Origin of the sequence: Mesoterricola silvestris (genome assembly GCF_030295405.1) — a bacterium.
Classification (GTDB): Bacteria; Acidobacteriota; Holophagae; order Holophagales; family Holophagaceae; genus Mesoterricola; species Mesoterricola silvestris.
Window position 1 is genome coordinate 4,695,669 of sequence record NZ_AP027080.1, and the last position, 25,277, is coordinate 4,720,945.

The 25,277-nt window shown below is 69.5% G+C and carries 18 protein-coding genes and 1 pseudogene; 5 read left to right on the forward strand and 14 right to left on the reverse strand.

Features of this window, described 5'->3' with window-relative positions; genetic code table 11:
- Positions 1-21: 21 nt before the first annotated feature.
- The 8 genes from R2J76_RS20160 to R2J76_RS20195 form a co-directional block, all read right to left on the reverse strand.
- On the reverse strand, positions 22-1,551 hold the full coding sequence (locus tag R2J76_RS20160) for an efflux RND transporter periplasmic adaptor subunit (protein ID WP_316413463.1): 1,530 nt from the start codon (positions 1,549-1,551) through the stop codon (positions 22-24).
- A gap of 97 nt (positions 1,552-1,648) precedes the next feature.
- Positions 1,649-3,136 (reverse strand): NADH-quinone oxidoreductase subunit N, encoded by a 1,488-nt coding sequence (locus R2J76_RS20165; protein WP_316413464.1) that lies wholly within the window; start codon positions 3,134-3,136, stop codon positions 1,649-1,651.
- Positions 3,133-4,662 (reverse strand): complex I subunit 4 family protein, encoded by a 1,530-nt coding sequence (locus R2J76_RS20170; RefSeq protein WP_316413465.1) that lies wholly within the window; start codon positions 4,660-4,662, stop codon positions 3,133-3,135. The genes R2J76_RS20165 and R2J76_RS20170 overlap by 4 nt, the downstream gene beginning before the upstream one ends.
- A gap of 7 nt (positions 4,663-4,669) precedes the next feature.
- A complete protein-coding gene (gene nuoL, locus R2J76_RS20175) occupies positions 4,670-6,583 on the reverse strand; it encodes an NADH-quinone oxidoreductase subunit L (RefSeq protein WP_316413466.1) in 1,914 nt (637 codons plus the stop codon).
- A gap of 7 nt (positions 6,584-6,590) precedes the next feature.
- On the reverse strand, positions 6,591-6,911 hold the full coding sequence (gene nuoK / locus R2J76_RS20180) for an NADH-quinone oxidoreductase subunit NuoK (RefSeq protein WP_316413467.1): 321 nt from the start codon (positions 6,909-6,911) through the stop codon (positions 6,591-6,593).
- 11 nt (positions 6,912-6,922) lie between these two features.
- Positions 6,923-7,411 carry an NADH-quinone oxidoreductase subunit J family protein gene (locus tag R2J76_RS20185; protein WP_316413468.1) on the reverse strand — a complete coding sequence of 163 codons (489 nt, stop codon included), beginning with the start codon at positions 7,409-7,411 and terminating at the stop codon, positions 6,923-6,925.
- 8 nt (positions 7,412-7,419) lie between these two features.
- Positions 7,420-7,983, reverse strand: coding sequence for a NuoI/complex I 23 kDa subunit family protein (locus tag R2J76_RS20190; protein WP_316413469.1), 564 nt, complete (start codon positions 7,981-7,983; stop codon positions 7,420-7,422).
- Positions 7,984-7,986: 3 nt separating this feature from the next.
- On the reverse strand, positions 7,987-9,039 hold the full coding sequence (locus R2J76_RS20195; protein ID WP_316413470.1) for a complex I subunit 1/NuoH family protein: 1,053 nt from the start codon (positions 9,037-9,039) through the stop codon (positions 7,987-7,989).
- 184 nt (positions 9,040-9,223) lie between these two features.
- On the opposite strand from R2J76_RS20195, the gene R2J76_RS20200 reads away from it, so the two are divergent.
- Complete coding sequence (locus R2J76_RS20200) at positions 9,224-11,386, forward strand: nitric-oxide reductase large subunit (protein WP_316413471.1); 2,163 nt, start codon at positions 9,224-9,226, stop codon at positions 11,384-11,386.
- Between the two features lie 81 nt (positions 11,387-11,467).
- Here the strand turns inward: R2J76_RS20200 and R2J76_RS20205 are convergent, their stop codons facing one another.
- From R2J76_RS20205 to R2J76_RS20220, 4 genes and pseudogenes are all read right to left on the reverse strand, one after another.
- Positions 11,468-12,433, reverse strand: a complete 966-nt coding sequence (locus R2J76_RS20205; RefSeq protein ID WP_316413472.1) for a hypothetical protein — start codon at positions 12,431-12,433, stop codon at positions 11,468-11,470.
- Between the two features lie 56 nt (positions 12,434-12,489).
- Positions 12,490-14,196, reverse strand: a complete 1,707-nt coding sequence (locus tag R2J76_RS20210; protein WP_316413473.1) for a glutamine--tRNA ligase/YqeY domain fusion protein — start codon at positions 14,194-14,196, stop codon at positions 12,490-12,492.
- A gap of 1 nt (position 14,197) precedes the next feature.
- Entirely contained in the window at positions 14,198-15,649 is a 1,452-nt protein-coding gene (gltX, locus tag R2J76_RS20215; RefSeq protein ID WP_316413474.1) for a glutamate--tRNA ligase, read from the reverse strand.
- 356 nt (positions 15,650-16,005) lie between these two features.
- Positions 16,006-16,578, reverse strand: a pseudogene (locus R2J76_RS20220) (GTP-binding protein); the annotation flags it as partial.
- A gap of 169 nt (positions 16,579-16,747) precedes the next feature.
- Here R2J76_RS20220 and R2J76_RS20225 point away from each other — a divergent pair.
- Together R2J76_RS20225 and R2J76_RS20230 are read left to right on the forward strand one after the other, a co-directional pair.
- Complete coding sequence (locus R2J76_RS20225) at positions 16,748-17,725, forward strand: FHA domain-containing protein (protein WP_316413476.1); 978 nt, start codon at positions 16,748-16,750, stop codon at positions 17,723-17,725.
- A gap of 604 nt (positions 17,726-18,329) precedes the next feature.
- Positions 18,330-19,586 (forward strand): glucose-1-phosphate adenylyltransferase, encoded by a 1,257-nt coding sequence (locus R2J76_RS20230; protein WP_316413477.1) that lies wholly within the window; start codon positions 18,330-18,332, stop codon positions 19,584-19,586.
- 208 nt (positions 19,587-19,794) lie between these two features.
- Here R2J76_RS20230 and R2J76_RS20235 read toward each other — a convergent pair whose 3' ends face one another.
- Entirely contained in the window at positions 19,795-20,241 is a 447-nt protein-coding gene (locus R2J76_RS20235) for a single-stranded DNA-binding protein (protein ID WP_316413478.1), read from the reverse strand.
- 99 nt (positions 20,242-20,340) lie between these two features.
- Here R2J76_RS20235 and R2J76_RS20240 point away from each other — a divergent pair, with 99 nt between their 5' ends.
- Both R2J76_RS20240 and hrpB read left to right on the forward strand, forming a co-directional pair.
- Positions 20,341-21,069, forward strand: coding sequence for a gamma-glutamyl-gamma-aminobutyrate hydrolase family protein (locus R2J76_RS20240; RefSeq protein WP_316413479.1), 729 nt, complete (start codon positions 20,341-20,343; stop codon positions 21,067-21,069).
- Positions 21,066-23,465 carry an ATP-dependent helicase HrpB gene (hrpB, locus tag R2J76_RS20245; protein ID WP_316413481.1) on the forward strand — a complete coding sequence of 800 codons (2,400 nt, stop codon included), beginning with the start codon at positions 21,066-21,068 and terminating at the stop codon, positions 23,463-23,465. Before R2J76_RS20240 ends, hrpB begins: the two co-directional genes overlap by 4 nt.
- Here hrpB and R2J76_RS20250 read toward each other — a convergent pair.
- Complete coding sequence (locus R2J76_RS20250) at positions 23,462-25,174, reverse strand: ABC transporter ATP-binding protein (RefSeq protein ID WP_316413482.1); 1,713 nt, start codon at positions 25,172-25,174, stop codon at positions 23,462-23,464. The two genes, hrpB and R2J76_RS20250, sit on opposite strands and share 4 nt — an antisense overlap.
- Positions 25,175-25,277 lie beyond the last annotated feature (103 nt).

Below are 25,277 nucleotides of genomic sequence, written 5' to 3' on the forward strand. Positions count from 1 at the left end.
GGAGGATGGGAAGGCCCCGCATCAGCGGCGCATTCCGCCGGGAGCGCCGATGGGAGCGGCGGATTGCGCGGCCTTCTTCAGGTCCTCGACCCCCGTGAGCACCACGATCCCTTCGGTGACGCCCTCCCCGCTGACCTCGGTGAACATGCCGTCGCTGGCCCCCACCTTCACGGGCAGGGCCTTGGGCTTGCCGTTCACCAGGATCCACACCCGGTCCTCCCGGCGGGCCACCATGCCCTTGCCGGGACCGCCCGGCCGTCCGCCCTGCCCACCGGGGCGCTGCTGGCCACCCGGCTGCGCGGGACCCGCCGGAGCGCCGGCCGGGCCCTTGGCGTCGGAGTCCTTGAGGAAGGCCGCGGGGTTGAACCGCAGGGCCGCGCTGGGCACCCGCAGGACCTGCTCCCGCTCCTTGGTGACGATGGTGCAGTTGGCGGTCATGCCGGGGAACAGGGCCAGGTCGCCGCGGTAGACGGGGCTGCCGGGCTGGATGTACCGCGCCGTGCTGGATTCCAGGTCGGCGGTCTGGGGCTTGCCGGGGAGGACCGGCGTGCCGCCGGACCGTGCCTGACCGCTTTCCTGGCGCATCCCGCCGGGCCGTGCCGGGCCGCCTTCCTGGCGCATGCCGCCGGGGCGGCCTTCACCGCCGTGCCAGCCGGCGGGTGATTGGGTGCCGTTGCGGGGACCCTGATGTCCACCAGGACGGTCGCCGCCCTCCCGCTTCATGCCCTCGGGCGCCGCGCCGCGGGGTTCGTTGTTCACCTCCATGACCACCAGGTAGGTGACCACGTTCTGGTTCACCACGGGATTGAGCTGCACCTGGCTGACCACCCCCCGGAACTGCTTCTCTGGGTAGCTGTCCACGGTGAAGAAGGCCCGCTGCCCCACCTGCACCTGGCCGATGTCGGCCTCGTCGATGGCGGCCTGGACCTTCATCTTGGCCAGGTCCTGGGCGATGGTGAACATGTTGGGGGTGCTGAAGCTGGCCGCCACGGTCTGGCCCACGTCCACCAGGCGGTTCACCACCACCCCGTCCACGGGCGCCCGGAGGGTGCAGTAGTCCAGGTTGGTCTTGGCCCGGTCCACGCCGGCCTTGGCGGATTCCAGGTTGCCCTGGGCGGTCTTGAGGATCAGCTCCTTGGCGTCCAGGTCGGAGTCGGAGAGGAGCTTCTGGGCATGGAGCTCCTTGTTGCGCTTGAAGTCGATCTGGGCGTTGAAGAGGGCGGCCTTGGCCCGCTCCAGCGTGGCCCGGGCGTCCTGGATCTGGGTCAGCCACGGCGTCTCGTCGATCTTCCCGATGACCTGGCCCTTCTTCACGAGGCTGTTGAAGTCCGCGTAGATGCCCGTGACGACGCCCGAGACCTGGGTGCCCACGGGCACCTGGATGAGGGCGTTGAGGGTGCCGGTGGCGCTGATGCGGGCCGTGATGCTGCCCCGGTCCACCTTGGCCGTGCGCCACTTGATCTCCTCCTTGGGACCCCTGAGGAGGTAGGCGCCGCCCGCGCCCACCAGGACCACGGCCACCGCGCTGATGATCCAGACTTTTCGACTCATGATTACCTCGATGCCAAGGGTTCGGATACCTCTACATTGCCATGTGAGGCAGGGAAGGGCAAAAAGGTTGAGCCGCGGGGCCGGATTGTGCCGGAAATCAGCGCAGGAAGGGGAAGGCGTCGGCCACGACCCGGGAGGCGATGGAGAGGTACAGGGTGCCGGGGAAGAGCCCGATCACCACCACCAGGACGCCGCAGACCAGCAGGGCGGCCCCGGCCAGGGAGGCCCGGAAGGCGGGGCGCTCCGAGGCCTCCCGCTCGGCCTTGGCGGTGGGCTTTTCCAGGAACAGGGCCACGGGGAGGCGGAAGTAGTAGTACACGGAAACCAGGCTGGCCAGGATGCCGGTCACGGCCATGGAGACGTGGCCCTGGAGGATCAATTCCTTGAAGATCATGTACTTGCCATAGAATCCCGCCATGGGGGGGATCCCCGCCAGGCCGAAGAGGCACAGGGAGGCGGCGATGGCCAGGTCGGGCCGTTTCCAGCCCTGGCCCTTCACGTCGTCGAAGGTGGTCCTGTCGCCCACCAGGCCCAGGCAGGTGAGGATGCCGAAGGCGCCCATGTTCATCACGAGGTAGGACAGCAGGTAGAAGATGACCCCCGCGTAGGCGGCGGGGGTGGCCGCCACCAGGCCCAGGAGGATGTACCCGGCGTGGCTGATGCTGGAATAGGCGAGCATCCGCTTGATGTTGTCCTGGGCCAGGGCGGCCAGGTTGCCCACCACGAGGGTGAGGACCGCCACCAGGGCCAGGGCGGCCTGGATGCGGGCGGATCCGGGGGCCGGCACGCCGGCGCCCAGCACCCGCAGGAGGGCCATGACCGCGGCGCCCTTGGTGGCCACGGACATGAAGCCCGAGATGGGATGGGGCGCGGCCTCGTACACGTCCGGGGTCCACTGGTGGAAGGGCACGGAGCTGATCTTGAACAGGAAGCCCATGAGCAGCAGCGCGGCGCCGGCCAGGGCGATGGGATCGGGGTTCCGGGCGGCCAGGGCCTGGCCCAGGGCGCCGATCTCCAGGGTGCCCGTGACGCCGTACAGGAGCACGGAGCCCATGAGGAAGCTGGAGGCGGCCACGGCCCCGGTGATGAAGTACTTCATGCCCCCTTCGAAGGCCTTGGCCCGGGTGCGCACCGTGGCGGTGAGGGCGTAGAGCGGCAGGGAGAGCAGCTCCAGGCCCAGGAACAGGAGGATGAGGTTGGAGGCCGCCACGAAGAGGATCATGCCCACCGCGGAAAAGAGGAGCAGGCTCAGGGTCTCGCCCTTCACCCAGCCCTCCTGGTGGAGGTGGTCCCACAGCTGCAGCACGGCCAGTCCCGCGGCCACCAGCACGAAGATGCCGGCGAACTGGGCCAGGCGGTCCATGCGGATGGCGCCGTAGGAGGGCTGCGCGCCCGTGGCCCACAGGCGGGTGATGTAGAAGAAGCCCCCCGCCAGGCAGAACAGCGCCATGAAGAACGTGGCCCCCCGCACCCACTTGACCGTGGCCTGGTCCTTGTCCAGGGCGGCCAGGGGCAGCAGGCAGGCCCCCAGGGCCGGAATGAGCAGCGGCAGGATGGCGGAGAGTTCTCCCGCGGTGATCGTCATCGCTTCACCTCGCCCGCATGGGCCTGGAGGATGGCCCGGGACACCTGGCCTTCGGACTGGGTGAGGAAGGTCTGGGGATGGATCCCCATCCAGAAGATCAGCACCACCAGGGGAAGCAGGACCGCGATCTCGCGCAGGTCCAGGTCCGCGTGCAGGTGGGCGGTGCCGCTTTCGGGATCGGGGTTGGCCGGGCCCCAGAAGACCCGCTTGACCATCCAGAGCATGTAGGCCGCGCTGAACAGGACGCCCAGGGTCGCGGCGCAGGCCGCCGCCTTGCCCCAGTGGAAGCCGGAGAGGTAGGTGCCGTTGAGGATCAGGAACTCGCCGGCGAAGCCGTTGGTGAGCGGCAGCCCGATGCTGCTGAGGGTCACGATCATGAAGAAGGCCGTGAAGACCGGCATCCTCAGGGCCACGCCGCCGAAGTCGGCGATGCGCCGGGTGTGGGCCCGGTCGTAGAGCATGCCCACCAGGATGAAGAGGGCCCCGGTGGAGATGCCGTGGTTGAGCATCTGGAGCATGGCCCCCTGGGTGCCGATGACGGTCATGGAGGCGATGCCCAGCATCACGAAGCCCATGTGGCTCACGGAGGAGTAGGCCACCAGCTTCTTGATGTCGGTCTGCATCATGGCCACCAGGGCGCCGTAGATGATGGCCGCCACGGACAGGACCGCCAGCAGCAGGGAGAAGTGGCGGGCCGCGTCCGGGAAGATGGGGATGGCGAACCGGAGGAAGCCGTAGGACCCCAGCTTCAGCAGCACGCCGGCCAGGATCACCGAGCCCGCCGTGGGCGCCTCGGTGTGGGCGTCGGGGAGCCAGGTGTGGAGGGGGAAAAGGGGGACCTTGATGGCGAAGGCCAGGGCGAAGGCGATGAAGAGCGTGCCCTGGACCTTCCCGGGCAGGGCCTGCACCGCCTGGGCCATGACGCCCGGGGCGAAGCTGCCGGCCTTGCCGGCGGTGTACAGCAGGGCCACGAGCCAGAGCAGGGAGCCCGAAAGGGTGAAGAGCAGGAACTTCGTGGCCGCGTAGCGCCGCTCCGCCCCGCCCCACACGCCGATGAGGAAGTACATGGGCAGCAGCATCGCCTCCCAGAAGAGGTAGAACAGCAGCAGGTCCTGGGCCACCAGGGCCCCCAGCATGCCGGATTCCAGCATGAGCAGGAGCGCGAAGGCGGTGCCGGGGCGGCTGGGGAGGCTGTTCCAGGTGCCCAGCATGGTCAGGGGGACCAGGAAGACCGTGAGGATCACCAGCCAGAGGTTGAGCCCGTCCGCGGCGAGGTGGTACTCCACGGGGATGCCCACGGCAGAGAACCAGTGGAAGCGCTCCAGGACGATGGTGCCCAGGGCGTCGGGCTGGCCCCGCAGGAGCTGCGCGGCGCCCACGGCCAGGACGCCGGCGGCGCCCAGCACCGCCAGGAGCTTGACCAGGGGCGCCTGGCGCTCCGGGAAGAGCAGCAGGAGGGCCCCCCACAGGAAGGGGGCGAACACGAGGAAGGTCAACAGGTGGGTATTCATCCAGGGCGTGATCACGGGGCGGCTACCTCAAGAAGATCCAGAGCAGGAGCACGGTCCCGAAGGCCATGCCCAGCGCGTAGTTGCGCACCCGGCCCGTCTGGGTCCGAGCGGTGAAGTCGCCCGCGATGCGGGTCAGCGCCCCGGGCAGGTTCACCCCGATGCCGTCGATGAGGATGACGTCGAAGAACTTCCAGGCGAGGTTCCCGATCCAGCGCACGGGGGCCAGGAGGCCGGCCTCCACGCCCTCGTCCACGAAGTACTTGTTGGCGAGCACCCGGTACAGCCGGGGGTTGCGCCCGGCGAAGGCCTCCTCCCCCGCGGGGCCCTTGCGGTAGATGAGGAAGCCCGCGAGGCCGCCGGCCAGGGCCAGGGTGGTGCTCAGGGCCATGAGGCCCCAGGCCAGCGCGTGGCTGCCGTGCTCCGCGGCCTCGGGCGCCTCGGCCTTGCCGAAGGCCAGGGCGGGTTCCAGCCAGCCTTCGATGGCGAAGCTGCCGCCCCAGATGCGGGGAAGGCCCAGGAGGCCCGCCAGGAGCGCGCCCGCGGCCAGGAGCGCCAGGGGCAGGGTCATGGTCCAGGGGCTCTCGTGGGCGTGCTCGTAGGCGTGGGGGTCCCGGGGCTTGCCCCAGAAGGCCAGGCCCATGAGGCGCCACATGTAGAAGGCGGTGCACACCGCGCCCAGGAGGCCGATGACGTAGAGGGCGGGGCTCTTGAGGTAGGCCAGGTAGAGGATCTCGTCCTTGCTGAAGAAGCCCGAGGTGCCCGGGAAGCCCATGATGCACAGCGTGGCGATGAGCATGGTCCAGAAGGTGACGGGCATCTTCTCCTTGAGCCCGCCCATGCGGAACAGGTCCTGCTGGTGGTGCAGGCCGTGGATGACGCTGCCGGCCCCCAGGAAGAGGAGGGCCTTGAACCAGGCGTGGGTGAAGACGTGGAAGAACCCGGCCGCGAAGCCCGCGGCGCCCAGGCCCAGGAACATGTAGCCCAGCTGGCTCACCGTGGAGTAGGCCAGCACCTTCTTGATGTCGCGCTGGAAGAGGCCGATGGTGGCGGCGAAGAGGGCCGTGATCCCGCCCGTCCAGGCCACGACGGTCAGGGTCGTGGGGGCCAGTTCGTAGAGGGGCGCCATGCGGCAGATGAGGTAGATGCCGGAGGTGACCATGGTGGCGGCGTGGATGAGGGCGCTGACGGGGGTGGGGCCCGCCATGGCGTCCGGGAGCCACAGGTAGAGGGGGATCTGGGCGCTCTTGCCCGTGGCGCCCACGAACATCATCAGGGTGGCGAAGGTGAGGACGCCGAAGCCGGCCTCCGGGGCCAGGTGCCCGGCCTTGCCCAGGATCTCGCCCACGGTGAGGGTGCCGAAGCTGGCGAAGAGCGCCATCATGCCCACGATCATGCCCAGGTCGCCCACGCGGTTGAACAGGAAGGCCTTTAGGCCCGCGGCCGGGGCGTAGTCCGTCTCGATGTAGTAGCCGATGAGCAGGTAGCTGCAGAGGCCCACCCCTTCCCAGCCCACGAACAGCAGCGGCAGGGAGGAGCCCAGCACCAGGGTGAGCATGAAGAAGACGAAGAGGTTCAGGTAGCAGAAGTACCGGGCGTAGCCCTCCTCCTCCCACATGTAGCCCACGGAGTAGAGGTGGATCAGCAGGCCGATGCCCGCCACCACCAGGGCCATGACCGAGCTGAGCGGGTCGAAGACCAGCCCGAAGGGGACCTTCAGGTCGCCCACGGCCATCCAGTCGAAGTAGGCCAGGTCCAGGCGGTGCCCGGGGGCGGCCTTGGCGGCGAAGAAGAGGGCCAGGGCCAGGACGAAGGAGGCGCCCACGGTGCCCAGGGCCACGGCGGTGACGGCGGCCTTGCCCGCCCTCTTCCCGAGGAGGCCGTGGAAGGCGGAGCCCAGGAGGGGCAGGACGGGGATGAGCCAGGCGATTCTCTGCATCATGCCCTCACAGCTTGAGCGCGTCGGCGCGGTCGGTGTCGGTGGTGGTGCGGTGGCGGAACAGGCCCACCACCAGCGCCAGGCCGACGGCGGCCTCGCACGCGGCCACCGCGATGATGAAGAGGTAGAACACCGTGCCCTGGACGTCGCCCCCCCGGGCCCGGGCGAAGGCCAGCAGGGCCACGTTGGCGGCATTGAGCATGAGCTCGACGCCCATGAACTGCACCAGCACGGAGCGCCGGCTCAGGACGATGAAGAAGCCGATGGCGAAGAGCAGCAGCGCCACCAGGACGTAGCCCTGGAGGCTGCCTTGCAGGAGGTTGGACATGGTCGGCTCCATCACAGGTCCCGCTTCACCAGGACCACGGCCCCGACCATGGTCGCCAGGAGCAGCAGGCCCACGATCTCGAAGGCGGCGAGGTGGTTCTTGAACAGGGCGTTGCCCAGGGCCCCCAGGTCCATGGGGGGCGGGATGCCCGGGGAGGGCGGCGTCCTCAGGAAGCTTGAGGACAGCACCACCTTCACGGCGCCCCCGGCCAGGGCCAGGGCGGCGGCGGCCGAACCCCACCGCTGGATGGCGTGGGCCTTCAGGGCCTCCTCCTCCTCGTGGGCGCTCAGCAGCATGATGACGAACAGCACCAGCACGACGATGGCGCCGGAATAGACGATGACCTGCAGGGCCGCGGCCACGGGGTTGGCCAGCAGCAGGAAGAGCCCGGCCACCCCGAAGAAGGTGAGCACCATGCAGAGCCCGGCCACGACGAGGTTCTTCTGGAAGGCCAGGGAAAGCGCGCCGAGCAGGGTGATGAGGGCGAATGTCAGGAACATGGCGGGTCCTACAGCGAGGTCGGGTTACGGGGGATGGAGGGCGTGGGATCCTGGGTGATCCGGGCCTTGCCGTCCTTGTCCGCATAGGTGTTCATGAGGTCCCACTTGCCGAACTGCATGGAGAGCCGGTCGTAGGAAGCCTGCTCGTAGTCGCCCCGCAGCCAGATGGCGTCCTTGGGGCAGGCCTCCTCGCACATGCCGCAGTAGATGCACCGGAGCATGTCGATGCGGAAGACCGCCGGGCGCTTCTCCTCGAAGCCCTGGGTCTTGTTCAGGTCCCCGAAGGCGTCGGCCTCGATGGTGATGCACCTCGCCGGGCAGGCCTCGGCGCACATGAAGCAGGCCACGCACTTGATGGACCCGTCCTCGAAGCGCTTGAGCTCGTGGAGGCCCCGGTACCCGGGGGCCACCTCCCGCTTCCATTCGGGGTACTGCACCGTGAACCGCTTGCGGCTCCGGGTGAGGATCTGCTTGAGGAAGTGCTTCATGGTGATGGCCATGCCCTGGAGCACGGGGATCACGTAGGTGCGGTCCACCCACGTGAGTTCGACTTTCTTGACGACGACTGCCATTGGTCAACCCCGCCGGTACATGAGGAACGCCTGGACCATGAGGTTGCCCAGGCTCAAGGGGAGCATCACCTTCCAGCCCATGAACATCAGCTGGTCGAACCGGAAGCGGGGCACGGTCCACCGGATCCAGATGAAGACCCAGCAGAAGAACACCAGCTTGAGGACGAAGGCGGCGATGGAGAGGGTGACGGAGGGCGCGGCCACGAAGGGCACCTGCCAGCCGCCGAAGTAGAGCGTCACGATGAGGGCGGCGGCCGTGACGATGTGCACGTACTCCGAAAGCTGGAGCAGCGCGAACTTCATGGAGCCGTACTCGGTGTGGAAGCCCGCCACGATCTCGCTTTCGCCCTCGGCGAAGTCGAAGGGGAGGCGGTTGGTCTCGGCGAACATGCACACGAAGAACACCAGGAAGCCGAAGAACTGGGGGATGACGTTCCAGAGCACGGCCTGGTGGGCGATGATCTCGTGGGGGTCATAGCCGCCCGTGCGCAGGAAGATGGCCACCACCGCCAGGCTCATGGCCAGCTCGTAGCTCACCATCTGGGCCGAGGCCCGCATGCCGCCCAGGATCGACCACTTGTTGTTGCTGCTCCAGGCGGCGGTGAGGATGCCGTACACAGCCACCGACCCGATGGCCAGGGGGTAGAGCATGCCCATGCCGTTGCCGGGCTCCAGGAGGCTCATGTGGTAGGTCTGGCCGCCCTGCACCAGGGACCGGCCGAAGGGGATGACCGCGAAGCCCATCATGGCCGGCACGAAGGCCAGGAAGGGGGCCAGCCAGAACAGGGCCTTGTTGGCGTCGGCGGTGACCAGGTCCTCCTTCAGGAAGAACTTGATGCCGTCCGCGGCCAGCTGGGGCAGGCCCAGCAGGCGCCAGCGCCCGAAGAGCAGGGCCCGGTTGGGCCCGATGCGGTCCTGGATCATGGCGCTGCCCCGGCGCTCCACCCAGGTGAGGAGGGCGGCCAGGGTGAGGGGACCCGCGAAGACGATGATCACCTTGGCGATCATCCAGAAGGTCTGGGGCTGGAGGTGCAGGAGTCGGGCTAGGAATTCCATCGGGCAGCTTTCCGGCAGGCTTCCACAGGGAAGCCCGGCTCATCCAAATTACCAGGGGGATCACATAAGAACAAACGGCGTGGCTGTTAGCATACCGGGATCCGGGCGGGGAAAAAGAGGGTCCCTTGACGGGGATCAAGGCGGGGGCCCGCCGGGTCCTCCAGGCTGGTCCCTGGAGGTAGTCATGAAACAGCGTTGGCTGATTCTTCTTCTGGTGCTCATCGCCAGCTTCGGGGTCCTGGGGATCGGGGGGCGGCAGATCGCCCTCAACGCCCCGCCCATCCCCGCCAGCGTGGTGGGCCCCGATGGGCGCGAACTGGTGGGCGCCGGGCAGATCCTGGACGGCCAGAAGAGCTACCTGGGCCACGGCGGCCAGCACATCGGATCCATATGGGGCCACGGGGCCTACCTGGCCCCGGACTGGACGGCCAAGGCCCTGCACCGCTGGGCCGAGTTGACCCTCGCCCAGGCCAAGGCCTCCGGCCTCTCCGACGCCGAGGCCCGGGCCCGCACCCAGGCCGCCTTCCAGTCCAACAGCTTCCAGGACGGCACCCTGACCCTGGACGCCCCCCGGGCCGCGGCCTACGCCGCCACCCGGGAGGAGCTGGCCCGCACCGTCTTCGGGGGCGACAGGGACGCCGCCATCCCCGCCCGCTGGATCCCCTCCATGGAGGAGGGCGAACGCGTGGCCGATTTCTTCCTGTGGACCGCCTGGACCGCCGCGGCCCGCAGGCCCGGCGAGGACGTGAGCTACACCCAGAACTGGCCCCAGGAATCCCTGGTGGGCAACCAGATCACCCCCATCAGCCACCTGTGGAGCATCCTCTCCATCGTCCTGCTGATCCTGGGCGTGGGCCTCATGGTGTGGTTCCAGGCCTCCCAGAAGGAGGAGGCCTTCCCGGCCCCCCAGCCCATGACCCCCGAGCCGGCCACCCCCAGCCAGCGCTGGTCCGCCATCTACTTCGCCGTGGCCATGGCCCTCTTCATGGTCCAGATCCTCATGGGCGTGTTCACCGCCCACTACGCCGTGGAATCCAATTCCCTCTACGGCATCGACCTCAGCCGCATCCTGCCCTACGCGGCCACCCGCACCTGGCACCTGCAGCTCGCCGTGTTCTGGATCGCCACCTGCTGGCTGGCCACGGGCCTCTACCTGGGCCCCAAGCTCGCCGGCCGTGAACCCAAGGGCCAGTACCTGGGCGTCGCCGGCCTCCTGGTGGCCCTCGTGGTGGTGGTGGTGGGCGCCCTCACCGGCAGCCAGCAGGCCATCCTGGGCCGCCTCAGCGGCTCGTTCATGCTGGGCCACCAGGGCTACGAGTACGTGGAACTGGGCCGCCTCTGGCAGATCCTCCTCACCGTGGGCATGGTGGGCTGGCTCGTGCTGGTGGTGCGGGCCATCCGCCCCGCCCTGGCCGCCGAGAAGGGCTCCCTGGGCCTCCTGAAGCTCTTCCTCCTGGCCGCCGTGGCCATCCCGCTCTTCTACTCCGCGGGCTTCATGTACAACCGCGAGACGCACCTGGCCCTGGCCGAGTACTGGCGCTGGTGGGTGGTGCACCTCTGGGTGGAAGGCTTCTTCGAGGTGTTCGCCACCGTGGCCATCGCCCTGCTCTCCACCCGCCTCGGCCTCCTGCGGGAGAAGACCGCCCTGCGCAGCGTGAACCTCAGCATGATCCTCTTCCTGGGCTCGGGCATCATCGGCACCTTCCACCACCTGTACTTCTCGGGCTCCCCGGCCTTCATCTCCGCCCTGGGCTCCATGTTCAGCGCCCTGGAGATCGTGCCCCTGACCATCGTGGGCTTCGAACTGGCCCAGAGCCTGCGCGCGGGCCGCGCCCTGGGCAGCGGCTACGAGTGGCCCTTCAAGTTCTTCGCCGCGGTGTGCTTCTGGAACCTCATCGGCGCGGGCGTATTCGGCATGCTCATCAACCCCCCGTCCATCCTCTACTACGGCCAGGGCCTCAACACCACGCCCATCCACAGCCACGCCGCCCTCTTCGGGGTCTACGGCTTCCTCGCCATCGCCCTGATGCTCTTCGCGCTGCGCGGCATGACCCCCGACCGCGCCTGGGACGGCAAGCTGCTGAAGACCGGCTTCTGGGGCCTCAACCTGGGCCTGGTGCTCATGCTCGTCCTGAGCCTGATCCCCAGCGGCCTGAACCAGATCGTCCAGAGCCTCCAGCACGGCACCTGGTTCGCCCGGAGCGCCGCGGTGGTGCAGAGCCCCTTCATGCGGACCCTCACCTGGATGCGCTTCCCCGGCGACGTCCTCTTCGGCGTCGGCGCCCTGGCGGTGACCGCGTTCACGATCAAGGCCGTCATCGCCGCCTGGAAGTGGCGCAAGGCCTAGGCGGATCCCATCGATGGGAAAAAAAGGGGGGGCGCAGGCCCCCCCTTTTCCGTGCCGGACGGAAAGGCCCGGCCTTCCCCTTCATTCCCGGCTTCCGTAGTAGGTCCAGGACCACAGCCGGATCGAGGTGCCCTCCACCGGCCCCCGCTGGTAGAGCCGCACCCAGCCCGCGGGCTGGGGGCTCCACTTCACCATCAGGGCCTGGTTGTCGGCGCTCTCCCCCAGGCCGGAGGCGTCCACCAGGTAGGTGGGGTAGCCGGGCTCGGGGAAGGCCACCTGGATCCAGTCGCCGCGGCGCTCCAGGGGGGAGACCACCACGTCGCGCACCTTGCGGGGGGTGCGCTGGACGTCCAGGTCCTCCTGGCTGTGGGGGGGCGCGTTGCGGCCGGGGGCGAATTCCCGGGGGGCGGAGGTGCGCCAGAGGGCTTCGCCCACCATGCGCCCGTCGGGAAAGCCCGTGGGGGCGTAGGGGGCGTCGTCCCGGGGCTCGGTGCGCACGGCCTGGAGGGCCAGGCTGAGCATGAGGCGGTTGTGCAGGGTCCAGCCTTCGCGGCTGGTGCGCTCCTTCACGGAAAGGCGCGAATCGGCCAGGATGGCCTCCAGGTGGCCCTCCAGGGTCGTCACCCGGGCGCGGCTGGCGGCGAGGTCCACCCAGCCCCACCCCAGGGGCCCGCCCCACACCAGGGCGCGGCCCTTGTCCAGGGCGTAGACCGCGGGGTGCTCGCTGGGCTCGCCCGTGACCAGGGGGCCCGAGAGGCTGAGGCATTCCACGGCCATGACCTTCTCGGCCTTGGGGCCCTTGAACCAGTCCAGGACCTCCAGCCCCGGCAGGGAGCTCCCCCCCTGGCGTGCCTTGACCCAGTACACGGTGAATTCCTGCTGCCCCGTGCCGGGCCCCTCCAGGACGCCCAGGGCGCCCTCCTCCGGGGGTTGCCGGTCCAGGTTCAGCCAGGCGGTGACGGGCGGGGCGGCCTTCTTCCGGCGGCACCCCGTGCCGACGCCCAGCGCCACGACCATCCCTAGCATCAGTGCGACCCTGAGTTTCATGATGCTGCTCCCGTTGTCCCGTTGGAACGTGGCACCAGGATAGCGGAAACGGGGGCCTACTTGGCCTCGGCCTTCGCCCAGGAATCCTTGAGGCTCACGGTGCGGTTGAAGACCGGGGTCCCCTTCCCGCCGTCCGGATCGGCCACGAAGTAGCCCAGGCGCTCGAACTGGAAGGCCTCCCCGGGCCGGGCGGCGGCGAGGGAGGGCTCCACCCGGGCCGCGGGCAGCACCTCCATGCTTTCGGGGTTGAGGAAGTGGCGCCAGTCCTCGCCCTCGGGCACGTCCATGGGGTCCTTGGCCGTGAAGAGCCGGTCGTAGAGGCGCACTTCGCAGGCCAGGGCGTGGGCGGCGGAAACCCAGTGGAGGGTCCCCTTGACCTTCCGGCCGTCGGGGGCGTCCCCGCCCAGGGAGGCGGGGTCCCAGGTGCAGCGGAGCTCCGTGACCTCGCCCGCGGCGTCCTGCACCACGCCGGTGCAGCGCAGGAGGCAGGCGTTCTTCAGGCGCACCTCGGCGCCCGGGGCCAGGCGGAACCACTTCTTCGGGGCCTCGATCTGGAAATCCTCCCGCTCCACGTAGACTTCCCGGGTGAAGGGCACCTTGCGCCGGCCCAGGGCCTCGTTCTCGGGGTGGTTCGGCACGTCCAGCCAGTGCACCTCGCCCTCGGCCATGTTCTCGATGACCACCTTCAGGGGGCGCAGCACGGCCATGGCCCGGGGGGCGCTTCCGGCCAGGTCCTCGCGCACGCAGTGCTCCAGGAGGCCCACGTCGGCCACCATGTCCCGCTTGGCCACGCCCACCTTCTCGGCGAAGGCGCGCACGCTGGCGGCGGTGTAGCCCCGGCGGCGCAGGCCGCTGATGGTGGGCATGCGGGGGTCGTCCCAGCCCTTGACGATGCCCTCCTTGACCAGTTCCAGGAGGCGGCGCTTGCTCATGACGGTGTAGGTGAGGTTGAGCCGGGCGAACTCGATCTGCCGGGGATGGGGGCGGGAGAAGAACTTACCGTCCACGTCCTGCTGCAGGAACCAGTCGTAGAGGGGCCGGTGGTCCTCGAATTCCAGGGTGCAGATGGAGTGGGTGATGCGCTCGATGGCGTCCGAGACCCCGTGGGCGAAGTCGTACATGGGGTAGATGAGCCAGGCGTCGCCGGTGCGGTGGTGGTGGGCGCGCTTGATGCGGTACATGAGCGGGTCCCGCATGTTCATGTTGGGGCTCTGCATGTCGATCTTCGCCCGCAGGGTCCTGGCGCCGTCGGGGAACTCCCCGGCGCGCATGCGCCGGAAGAGGTCCAGGTTCTCCTCGGGGCTCCGGTCCCGGTACGGGCTGTTCCGCCCGGCCTTGAAGAAGTTGCCCCGGTATTCCTTGATCTCCTCCTCGTTCAGGTCGCACACGTAGGCCATGCCCCGGCCGATGAGGTACTCCGCGTAGTCGTAGAGGAACGGGAAGTAGTCCGAGGCGTAGTGCTCCCCGGCCCAGTCGAAGCCCAGCCAGCGCACGTCGTCCCGGATGGAGTCCACGTACTCGATGTCCTCCTTGACGGGGTTCGTGTCGTCGAAGCGCAGGTTCGTACGGCCTCCGTACTTGGCGGCGAGGCCGAAATTGATGCAGATCGACTTGGCGTGGCCGATGTGGAGGTAGCCGTTGGGCTCGGGGGGAAAGCGCGTGCAGATGCGGCCCTGGTGCTTCCCGGAGGACCCGTCGGCCTCCATGATCTCCTCGATGAAGTTGAGGCTGCGGGGTTCGGGGGCGGGGGTCTCGTTGGTCATGTCAGATCCATTTCTCCAGGCGGGCGCACACGTCCTCGCGGCCCAGGAGGGCCATGGTGTCGAAGATCGGGGGGCTCACGACCCCTCCCGTGAAGGCCACGCGGAGGGCCTGGGCCAGGTCCTTGAGCTTCAGGCCGTGGCGGGCCAGGATGGCGTCCACGCCGGCCTTGAGGGCGTCGTGGCCGTAGTCCTCCAGGGCGGTCACCTCCCGCAGCGCGGGCTTGACGGCATCCACGAGGTACTTGGCCACGGCCGCCTCGTCGAAGGAGGCGGGGGCCTTGAGGAGGAAGCGGGTGGTCTCGGCCATTTCCACGAGGGTGGCGCGGTTCTTGTTGCAGCCGATGGCCAGGGCCTTCCATTCGTCGGGCTTGGCGTCCCAGGCGGCCTCCAGTCCCAGCCTCGCCCACTGCCAGCGCAGGTGCGGGGCGATCTCCGTCCAGTCCAGGCGCTGGATGAACTTCTGGTTGATCCACTTGAGCTTGTCGATGTCGAAGACGGCGGCCGCCTTCTGGATCTCCCCCAGGTCGAAGTTCTCCATGAGCTGCTGGTCCGTGAGCAGCTCCTCCTCGACGCTTTCCGCGGCCTTGCCGTCCACCTTGGGGGTCCACCCCAGCTTGGCCAGGCACAGGCGCACCGCCACCGGCAGGAAGCCGTCGTCCCGGAACTCGGTGATGCTGGCGGCCCCGTGGCGCTTGCTGAGCTTCTGCTTGTCCTTGCCCAGGATCATGGGCACGTGGGCGAAGGCCGGAAGCTCGTAGCCCAGGGCGCGGTACAGCGCGATCTGCTTGGGGGTGTTGGCCACGTGATCGTCGCCCCGCACCACGTGGGTGACGCCCATGTCCACGTCATCCACCACCACGCAGAAATTGTAGGTGGGGGTGCCGTCCTGCCGGGCGATGATCCAGTCGTCCAGGCTCGAGGCGGGCACGGCGATGCGGCCCTTCACCAGGTCCTCCAGCACGATCTCCCCCGAATCCGGCATGCGCAGGCGGATGGCGCAGGGCACGGAGCCGTCCAGGTGCTTGTCCCGGCAGCGGCCGTCGTACATGAAGGGGCGCCCCTCCGCATCGGCCTGCTTGCGGCGGGCGTCCAGGTCCTCCCGGCTGCATTCGCAGCGGTAGGCCAGGCCCGCCTCCAGGAGCTGGGCGATCTTGGCGCGGTAGAGGTCCATGCGCAGCATCTGGCGGTAGGGCCCGTGGGGGCCCCGGTAGGCGTTGGGGTCCCCGGGGACGGGACCCTCGTCCCAGTCCAGGCCCACCCAGTCCATGCCCTCCTCGATGATGCGGATATTGTCGTCGGTGCTCCGGGTGAGGTCGGTGTCCTCCACCCGAAGAATGAAAGTTCCATGATGCCGGCGGGCATAGAGCCAGCAGAACAGGGCGGTGCGGACCCCCCCGATGTGGAGCATGCCGGTGGGGCTGGGAGCGAAACGGGTTACGACGGGTTTTTGCATCTAGACCTCGGGCCTGAACCTTATAGTTTGCCCGATGCGGCCGGATCTCCCAAATCCTACTTGAGGTACAGCTTCAGGCGTATCTCCACGGGGCCGGAGCTGCTGAAGAGGCTGCGGTCCAGGACCACGGGCACCTCCACGACGCTGGTGCTGGGGTGGGCCCCGGGTTCCCCGGTGGGCATCCCGCCCCCTTCGGTCACCGGCAGCTCCTCGATTTCCTCGAGCAGTTCTCCGGCTCCCAACTCTTCCACTTCCAAGGGCATACGCTCCTTGGCGGCCTCGGCGCGCGCGCTGGGGCGGGCGGGGAACATCTCGGGCTGGGCCTCGGCCGGGGCGCCCCCGCCGTACTTCTCCGTGAGGTGCTTGAGGACCAGCCTTGCGACCCCGGACAGGGTTTCCCGGACCCCCTGGCCCCGGGTGGCGCAGGCCTCGAAGGTGGGCACCCCGAAGCGGTTGATCTCCCGGTTCAGCACCTCCGTGGGCAGGGCATTGGGGGTGTCCCGCTTATTGAACTGGATGACGTGCGGGAGCTTCTCCAGCTCGGAGCCCTGTTCGCGCAGGTTGTCGATGAGGTTCTGGAAGCTCTCCTTGTTCCCTTCCAGGGCCTGGGCCTGGGAATCGGCCACGAACACCACGGCGTCGGCCCCCCGCAGCACCAGCTTGCGGGTGGCGTCGTAGAAGACCTGGCCCGGCACGGTGTAGAGCTGGATGCGGGTCTTCATGCCCCGGATCGTGCCCAGTTCGATGGGCAGGAAATCGAAGAAGAGGGTCCGGTCCGTCTGGGTGGCCAGGCTGAGCATCTTCCCCCGGCCGTCCTGGGGAAGGGAATCATACACATGCTGGAGGTTGGTGGTCTTGCCGCAGAGGCCGGGGCCATAGTAGACGATCTTGGCGGTCAGCTCTTTGGTGGCTGCGTTGAAAAGGACCATGCGGCCTCCACGGGGGAGAAGGGATGCCAGATTGGCTGAGTTAATGGGTCGAGGTCAAGGTTGAACCCCGGTTCGGGCAAATTACCTGGCTCCCGGGGGGTTGACTGTTTGCATAACCCATTGGACACCACTAGACTGCTCAAGAGATCCAGAAAATAAAGGGGAGACCATGGCAAAACTGCTCGTTCAAGAGAGTAATGGAGCCCGCGAATTCGAACTGGTCGACAACGAGGTGAACATCGGCCGGGAACTGGACAACACGCTCCGGCTGGCGGACCCCAGCATTTCCCGGCATCACGCGGTCCTGCGCCGGACCGCCACGGGCTACGAGGTCCAGGACCTGGGGAGCAGCAATGGGGTCCTCATAAACGGGGTGAAGGTGGAAACCGGCGCCCTGAAGGACGGCGACCGCATCACCCTGGGCCAGATGCAGCTCACCTTCGTGGACCCCCAGCCCGCCGAGGCCATGAACCCCCTGGGCACCGTCCGCATGAGCCTGGATGAAATGGCCAAGATCCAGGGCGGCCCCCCGGAGCCCCCCCCCATCGCCCTGGCGGCTGCCGCTCCCATGCCGCCCCCGGCCCCCGTTCCGCCGGCCCCCGTTCCGCCGCCCCCCAGGCCCCAGGCCCCCCAGGCCGCCCCCGGCGACAACCCCGCTCCGGCCTTCCTGCAACCCTACCTGCCCGAAATCCCCGACGACGCCCAGCCCCTCATCGCCGGCGGAGCCATCGAGCGTGGCGACTTCGGCACCCGGTTCGTGGCCTGGCTCATCGACGGCTGCATCGGCGTCCTGGTCGCCATCCTCTTCATCGTCGCCGTGGCCGTGCTGGGGGCCGTGTCCCACGGCCTGGGCCTGGCCCTGGGCTGCCTCCTCTATCCGCTCGTCAGCCTGGGCTACCTCGTCTTCATGCTGTGGTGCATGGTCAAGTTCCGGGCCACCCTGGGCAAGAAGATCATGAAGCTGCGGGTGGTCCCCGAAGCCAACCCCACCGGCAACATCGACTGGGGCCAGGCCATCCTGCGCCTCGTCGGCCACGTCGTGAGCAGCTTCCTCTTCTACCTCCCCTACCTCCTCATCCTCGGCGCCGACCGCAAAGGCTTCCAGGACATGTTCTCGGGTTCCATCGTAATCAAGGTCGACCGCTAGGGAACGTACGGGTTCCAGACCTTCGTCAGGGATTCGCTGACGCAGGCAAGCTGCGTCAGCGAAAAGCTCGCGGCACGGGGTTGAGGAGGAGTGTTGCCACGCTCCGGCTTCGATGAGCCTTGCGTCCATTCCGAAGCCAAGAGGCTCCCCATCCGGGCCTATGCCCCGTCGATCCGCTTCAAGTTTCCCCGCACGTAGCCCCTTTCGCGCCGACGTTGATCGCCTCAAGCGAAAGCCGCATCGACCCAGACCCCGTGCACGACGCCAACCGATCAGCGTCGGCGCCGACCCACCCCCCTCCCGCCCCACTCGAAGCGCCCCGCCGACCCCCTAGGCCCCTCCGGAAAGCCCCCCCCACCCCACCCCCAACGCCCATCGAAGCCGGAGCGTGCCAACACTCCCCTCAACCCCGTGTCGCGAGCTTTTCGCTGACGCAGCTTGTCTGCGGCAGCGAATCCCTGACGAAGGTCCGGAACACATGCGCCCCCACTCCGACCAGGGATTTCATCACAATTGTCCATTCCGGCCCCCAGGGGTGGGGTTTAGGCTTACTTTGGAATATTGAATCCGTTCGCGTTGCCTCCGGCCCCAGACAGGAGCATCCATGCCCAAGCTGAACAATGTCCTCGCCGTGATTCTCGGAGGGGGCCGCGGCGCGCGGCTCTACCCGCTCACGAAGATGCGGTCCAAGCCCGCCGTGCCCATCGCCGGGAAGTACCGGCTCATCGATATCCCCTTGAGCAATTGCATCAACTCGGGCATCTTCCGCATGCACGTGCTCACCCAGTTCAATTCGGTCTCGCTGCACCGGCACATTTCCGAGAGCTACAAGTTCGACGTGTTCCACACGGGGTGGGTGCAGGTGCTGGCGGCGGAGCAGACGCCCACCAGCGAAGGCTGGTACCAGGGCACGGCAGACGCCATCCGCAAGCAGCTGTTCCAGATCCAGGTGGTGGGCGCCGAGCACGTGCTCATCCTGGCCGGGGACCACCTCTACCGCATGGACTACGCCCCCATGGTGGCCCACCACATCGCCAAGGGCGCGGACATCACCGTGGCGGTGCAGCCCGTGGCCAAGGACGAGGCGGACCGCTTCGGGCTCCTCAAGCGGACCCCCGACGGCCGGATCGTGAACTTCGTGGAGAAGCCCAAGACCCCCGAGGCCCAGGCGGAAATGGTCAGCCGGGAGGATCCGGAGCGGCCCTTCCTGGGCTCCATGGGCATCTACCTGTTCAGGACCGAGGTGCTGGTGGACCTTCTCACCAGCCACCCGGATTTCGACGATTTCGGCCACCACGTCATCCCCTTCGCCATCAGCCGCATGAACGTCTCCGGCTTCGACTTCGACGGCTACTGGCAGGACATCGGCACCATCCGCTCCTTCTACGACGTGAACCTGGAGCTGACCCGCCCCAACCCCGCGTTCGACCTCTACGACGCCCACCGGCCCATCTACACCCACTCCCGGTTCCTGCCGGGCTCCATCTGCTCGGACACGCGGCTCAAGGACGTCCTCCTCTGCGAGGGCTGCGTCATCGAGGGGGGCGGGGAGATCACCCACTCCATCGTCGGCGTGCGCAGCCAGATCGGCCCCCGCACCCGCATCCTGGACAGCATCGTCATGGGCGCCGACTACTACGAGCGCACGAACTCGGGAAGCCCGCTGGGCCTCGGCCCCGACTGCCACATCGAGGGCGCCATCCTGGACAAGAACGTGAGCCTGGGCGCGGGGGTGGTCATCAGGCCCTTCCCCCGGGGCACCGAACGGGACGCGGGCGACTACGTGGTGCAGGACGGCATCGTCGTCGTGCCCAAGAACACCGTCCTGGCCGCGGGCACCCACATCGGGCCGGAATCCTGAGCGGCGGAGCCCCCATGCCCTGTCCCTTCCGCGGGGGCGGCCGGGGTCTGCTGGCCTCCGGCTTTGGGCTTGCCCTGCCCCTGGGGAACACGATGCGGTTCTACCGCCGGAAGCAGGCGGGCTGAACCGGGGCTATAGGGTCGGGTACGGCGAATGGCCGGAACCCCCAGGGGTTCCGGCCATTCCCGCGCCTATCCCTTCCCTTCGATCAGAACGGGATGTCGTCGTCGTACACCTGCCCGCCCGCAGAGGCGGGAGCGGGGGCGCCGGTGGGCTCGTAGTCGTCCGCGCCGCCACCGGAAGGCCGGCCGCCGCCGTCCTCCATGCGGCCCAGCATCACGAAGTTGTCGCAGCGGATATCGCAGGCGGTCTTCTTGACGCCAGCCTGGTCGGTGTACTCCCGGTACTGGATGCGGCCCTCGATGAGGACCTGCTTGCCCTTGCGCAGGTACTTCTCGGCGATTTCCGCCTGCTTGCCCCACACGACGATATTGTGCCACTCGGTCTTGGTCTGCTTCTCGCCCTGGGGGTTCTTCCAGGTTTCCGTGGTGGCCACGGAGAAGCGCGCCAGGGCCTGGCCCGAAGGCGTCATCTTGAGCTCGGGATCCCGGCCCAGGTTGCCGATCAGCATGACCTTGTTCAACGATCCGGACATGATCTTCCTCCTTTGAAGTGGCGGAGCTCTCCGCCTCACCGATTGCCTCAGTCCGTCTGAGCTGGTGGTAGGGTGACAATCATGATACCGGGAGTCGTCGTGTCAAGCCTTCTCATAACCTGCAGGAACAAGTCATCCGTAGGCCGCCATTACGTTCCGGCGGTGCGGGCGGGAGGCTGGGAAGGCGGGATCCTCCTGGTGGCCCCGGGGGACCCGGTCCCCCCCCTGGAGGAGGTCCGGGGGGTGCTCCTCACGGGCGGGGACGACATCCACCCCTCCAACTGGGACCCGGCGGAACCGGTGCACCCCGAGGCCGGACCGGACCCGGACCGGGACGCCCTGGAGATCCCCCTGGCGCGCCGGGCCTGGGACCTGGGCCTGCCCATCCTGGGCATCTGCCGCGGGGAGCAGCTGCTCAACGTGGCCCTGGGGGGCAGCCTCGTGCAGGACATCCCCGACCACTACGGCTGCGAACCGGAACGGCACCAGGTGGGCTCCTCCAGCCTCCCGCCCCAGCTGGCCCACTGGGTGATCGTGGACCCCGGCTCCCGCCTGCGGACCCTGGTGGGGGCGGAGGCGGTGGAGGTGAACAGCCGCCACCACCAGGCCGTGATGCGCCTGGCCCCGGGCCTGCGGGCCGTGGCCTGGCACGGCACGGCCCGGGAGGGCCGGCCCCTGGTGGAGGGGGTGGAGGCCGCGGACGCCTCCCGGTGGGTGGTGGCCGTGCAGTGGCACCCCGAGAACCTGGTGGCCATGGACCACGCCGCCGCCCGGAGCGCCCTGGGGATCTTCCGGGGCTTCGCCGCGGCGCTCCGGGAGCGGTCTTGACCCTCAGCCCCCTGCCCATCGATCCCTTCCTGCCGGCGATCCTCCGGGCGCTGGGGGAGCGGGGCTGCCTGGTGCTGGGCGCCGAGCCCGGGGCGGGCAAGACCACCCGCGTGCCCCGGGCCCTCCTGGATGCCGGGATGCTGGACGCGGGCGAGTGCTGGGTGCTGGAGCCCCGGCGCCTCGCGGCGCGGCTCGCCGCGGCGCGGGTGGCCGCGGAGCTGGGCGAACCCCTGGGCGGGGCCGTGGGCTACGCGGTGCGCTTCGAGCAGAAGGCCTCCCGCGCCACCCGGGTGCGCTTCGTCACCGAGGGCCTGCTGCTGCGCAGGCTCCAGGACGACCCCGCCCTGCGGGGCATCTCCACCGTGCTCCTGGACGAATTCCACGAGCGCCACCTCCAGACGGACCTGGCCATCACCCTCCTGCGCCGCCTGCGCGCGGGGGCGCGCCCCGATCTGCGCCTGGGCGTCATGAGCGCCACCCTGGACCCCGGCCCCATCGCGGCCTTCCTCGGCGCCCCCGCCCTGGCCTGTGCCGGCCGCCAGTGGCCCGTGGAGATCCGGCACGCGCAGCGGCCCGATTCCGCCCCCCTGGAGGAGCAGGTGGCCTCCGCCGTGGACCGGCTCTACCGCGACGGGCTCAAGGGCCACACCCTGGTGTTCCTGCCCGGCGCCGCGGAGATCCGGCGCTGCCTGCGCAGTTGCGCCCGGGCCGCCCAGGCCCATGGCCTGCGGCTCCTGCCCCTGCACGGGAGCCTGTCCTTCGAGGCCCAGCAGGAGGCGGTGGCCCCCAGCGAAGCCTTCAAGGTCATCCTCAGCACCAATGTGGCCGAGAGTTCCGTGACCCTGGAGGGGGTGGCCGCCGTGGTGGACTCCGGCCTGGGGCGGGAGGCCTTCCATTCGCCCTGGTCGGGCCTGCCGGGCCTGCGCACCACGCGCATCAGCCAGGCCCGCTGCGCGCAGCGGTCGGGGCGGGCCGGGCGCACCGGGCCGGGGCTCTGCCTGCGGCTCTTCACCCTGGCCGAATTCAACGCGAGGCCCGCCTTCGACAGCCCCGAACTCCTGCGCACGGACCTGGCGGAACCCCTCCTGGCCCTGGCGGACCTGGGCATCGGCCCGGAACTGGAGTGGTTCGAAGCGCCCCCCGCCCCGGCCCTGGAGGCCGCCGGCAAGCTCCTGGGCGGCCTGGGGGCCCTGGAGGACGGACGCATCACGGCCCTGGGCCGGCGCATGGCCAAGCTGCCCCTGCACCCGCGCCTGGCCCGGCTCGTCATCGCCGGCGAGGACCTGGGCATCCCCCACCTCGCCCGGTTGGGGGCCACCCTCCTGGAAACCGGGGACCTGGGCGCCCGCCAGGACCTGGGCCCCCGGGGCGCCCCCCAGGGCCATGCCCTGGATTCCGACCTCCTGGCGCGCATCGACCAGTACCTGGAACCCGCGGGCGCCGACCCCGCGGCCCTGCGCCAGGCGCGCCTGGCCTTCAAGGCCCTGGGGGGCGGCGTCCCGGAGGAGGACGAGGAGGCCCTGCTCCGGGCCCTGGTGACGGCCTACCGCGACCGCATCGCCCGGGTGGGCGGGAACGGCACCTGCACCCTGGTGGGCGGGGGCGGGGCGCGCCTCGCCCCCCGGTGCCGGGTGCGCCGGGCGGAGTGGATCCTGGCCCTGGAGGCCGACGGCGTGGGCGGGCAGGTCCAGGTGCAGGCCGCCTCGCGCCTGGAGCCGGACTGGCTCCTGGACGCCTATCCGGATTCCATCCGCGACACCGAGGAACTGGCCTTCAACGAAGGCACGGGAAGGGTGGATCTCCATTCCCGGCTCTGGTTCGAGGACCTGCCGCTCATGGAGAGCCGCCGCCCCGCACCCCCGGGGCACCCCGGCGCGGCCCAGGTGCTGGCCCGGGCCGCCACGGGGGCCGCGGGCCTGGAAGGCCTCCTGCCCCGGGCGGCCTTCCTGGCCCGGCTGAGGCCCGACCTGGGCATCCCCGCCGAGGCCGAGCTGCGCGAGGCCCTTCTCACCGCCGCCTGCGAGGGCCTGGCCAGCCTGAAGGAACTGGAGGCCGCGGACTGGCCCGGGGCCGTGCGCCGCGCCCTGGGCGCCGAAACCGCCCGGCTGCTTGACGCCTGGGCCCCCGAATGGATCCAGATCCCCCGGCGGCGCCTGCGCGTGAACTACGGGGAGGGCACCCCCTGGGTGGCCTCCCGGCTCCAGGATTTCGCGGGCCTCAAGAAGGGCCCCGCCATCGGCGGCGGGGAGGTGCCCCTGGTGCTCCACCTCCTGGCCCCCAACAACCGCGCCGTGCAGGTCACCACGGACCTGGCGGGGTTCTGGCAGCGGGTCTACCGGGAGCTGCGGCCGGGCCTGTCCCGGCGCTACCCGAAGCATCACTGGCCCGAGGTCTAGGAAACCGCCTCGCCCAGGATCTCCCGCTCCAGGCTCTGCAGGCGCTTGATGCGGCTGAAGTGGCCGGGCTCCTGGGCGAGTTCCTGGGCCGTGCCGCTCTGCACGGCGTTGCCGTCCTCCAGCACCAGCACCCGGTCGCACAGTTCGGCCACGAAGACCCGGTGGGTGGCCAGCACCAGGGTGGTGTCCACGAGGAAGGCGCGCAGGTTGTCCAGGATCCGGCTCTCGGTTTCGGAGTCCACGGCCGACAGGGCGTCGTCCAGGAGCAGCAGGCGCGGCTTGCGCAGCAGGGCGCGGGCCAGGGCCGTGCGCTGGCGCTCCCCGCCGGAGAGCACCACGCCCCGTTCGCCCACCACCGTGTCCAGCCCCATGGGCAGGCGCCGGATGAGATCGTCCAGGCACACCACCCGGGCCACCTCCCACAGCTCCTCCTCGGTGGCGCCGGGGCGGCCCAGGGCCAGGTTCTCCCGCAGGGAGAGGCTGAAGAGGAAGGCCTCCTGGGGCACCCAGCCGATGCCGGCCCAGTGCTCCCGCAGGAGGTCGGCCCCCATCGCCCGGCCATCCAGGGTCAGGGTGCCTTCCTGGATCTCCCGCAGCCCGGCCAGCACCTGCAGGAGGATGGTCTTGCCGGACCCGATGCCGCCCACCACCGCCAGGCGGGATCCGGGGGGCAGGGCCAGGTCGATGGGGCCGATGCCCCGGCCGGACTCGAAGCGGTGGGAGGCGGCCCGGAGCTCCATGGCCGCGGGGCCGGGCCGGAGCGCCAGGGGCGCGTGCCCGGGCAGGAAGGCCCCGGGATCGTTCAGGACCGCCTCGATGCGCTCCTGCCCCGCCCGGCCCCGCTGGAAGAGGTTGGCCGACCACCCCAGGCTCATGATGGGCCAGGCCAGGGTGGCCAGGTAGCCCGTGAAGGCCGTGAGGTCGCCCAGGGTCAGGGCGCCCCGGAGCACCAGGGTCCCGCCGTAGGCCACCAGCACCAGGGCGGCCAGGCCCGCGGTGAAGGCCGACAGGGGCATGTAGGCGCCGAAGAGGATGGTCTGCCGGATGCTCATGCGGGCCTGGGTGCGGCTCAATTCCTCGAATTCCGCCACCCGGAGGGCCTCCAGGCCGAAGGCCTGCACCACCTTCTCGCCCGAGATGGTCTCGTGGCTGAAGGTGTTCAGCTGGGACGTGACCACCTGGATCTTCTGCTGGATCCGGTGGCTCCACTTCCCGATGAGGTAGAAGCCCGCCGCCAGGAACGTGAAGGGCGTGATCACGGCCAGGGCCAGGCGGGGGCTGGCCTGGAGCATGAGGACGAGGGTCATGGGCAGGAGGCTGGCGGTCTGCAGGAGGCTCATGAGGCCGGGCCCCGTGGCCATGCGCACGGTGTTCACGTCGTCGCCCATGCGGCTCATCAGGTCCCCGATGCGGCTCTGCTCATAGAAGGAGAAGGGGCGCGCCAGCAGGGAATCGTAGAGCTCCTCGCGCTGGCGCTTCTCCACCTCCCGGCTCAGGCCGATGAGGGTATTGCGCATGAGGTAGCGCCCGATGCCCGCGAAGAGGGTGAAGCCCAGCATCCAGAGGAGGTCCCGGCGGCTGGCGTGCCACTGGCGCAGTTCCAGGGCGTGCACGGCCCGGCCCGACCAGAAGGGCACCCAGGCCGCGGCCAGGCTGCACAGCACCGAGGCCGACAGGCCCAGGAAAAGGATCCGGCGGTGGGGGGCCACCAGCTTCCACCACCAGGGGGTCCAATATCGGGGGGATCGGTCCAAAGCGCCTCCAGACAAAATCCTACCAGGGTGCTAGCCTTTTCAGTCTGCGTGGAGGCAT

Bases quoted from the DNA above. Each gene is read 5' to 3' on its own strand.
- R2J76_RS20160 (WP_316413463.1), bottom strand. From the start codon at position 1,551: ATGAGTCGAAAAGTCTGGATCATCAGCGCGGTGGCCGTGGTCCTGGTG.
- R2J76_RS20165 (WP_316413464.1), bottom strand. From the start codon at position 3,136: ATGACGATCACCGCGGGAGAACTCTCCGCCATCCTGCCGCTGCTCATT.
- nuoL (WP_316413466.1), bottom strand. From the start codon at position 6,583: ATGCAGAGAATCGCCTGGCTCATCCCCGTCCTGCCCCTCCTGGGCTCC.
- nuoK (WP_316413467.1), bottom strand. From the start codon at position 6,911: ATGTCCAACCTCCTGCAAGGCAGCCTCCAGGGCTACGTCCTGGTGGCG.
- R2J76_RS20185 (WP_316413468.1), bottom strand. From the start codon at position 7,411: ATGTTCCTGACATTCGCCCTCATCACCCTGCTCGGCGCGCTTTCCCTG.
- R2J76_RS20190 (WP_316413469.1), bottom strand. From the start codon at position 7,983: ATGGCAGTCGTCGTCAAGAAAGTCGAACTCACGTGGGTGGACCGCACC.
- R2J76_RS20195 (WP_316413470.1), bottom strand. From the start codon at position 9,039: ATGGAATTCCTAGCCCGACTCCTGCACCTCCAGCCCCAGACCTTCTGG.
- R2J76_RS20200 (WP_316413471.1), top strand. From the start codon at position 9,224: ATGAAACAGCGTTGGCTGATTCTTCTTCTGGTGCTCATCGCCAGCTTC.
- R2J76_RS20205 (WP_316413472.1), bottom strand. From the start codon at position 12,433: ATGAAACTCAGGGTCGCACTGATGCTAGGGATGGTCGTGGCGCTGGGC.
- R2J76_RS20210 (WP_316413473.1), bottom strand. From the start codon at position 14,196: ATGACCAACGAGACCCCCGCCCCCGAACCCCGCAGCCTCAACTTCATC.
- gltX (WP_316413474.1), bottom strand. From the start codon at position 15,649: ATGCAAAAACCCGTCGTAACCCGTTTCGCTCCCAGCCCCACCGGCATG.
- R2J76_RS20225 (WP_316413476.1), top strand. From the start codon at position 16,748: ATGGCAAAACTGCTCGTTCAAGAGAGTAATGGAGCCCGCGAATTCGAA.
- R2J76_RS20230 (WP_316413477.1), top strand. From the start codon at position 18,330: ATGCCCAAGCTGAACAATGTCCTCGCCGTGATTCTCGGAGGGGGCCGC.
- R2J76_RS20235 (WP_316413478.1), bottom strand. From the start codon at position 20,241: ATGTCCGGATCGTTGAACAAGGTCATGCTGATCGGCAACCTGGGCCGG.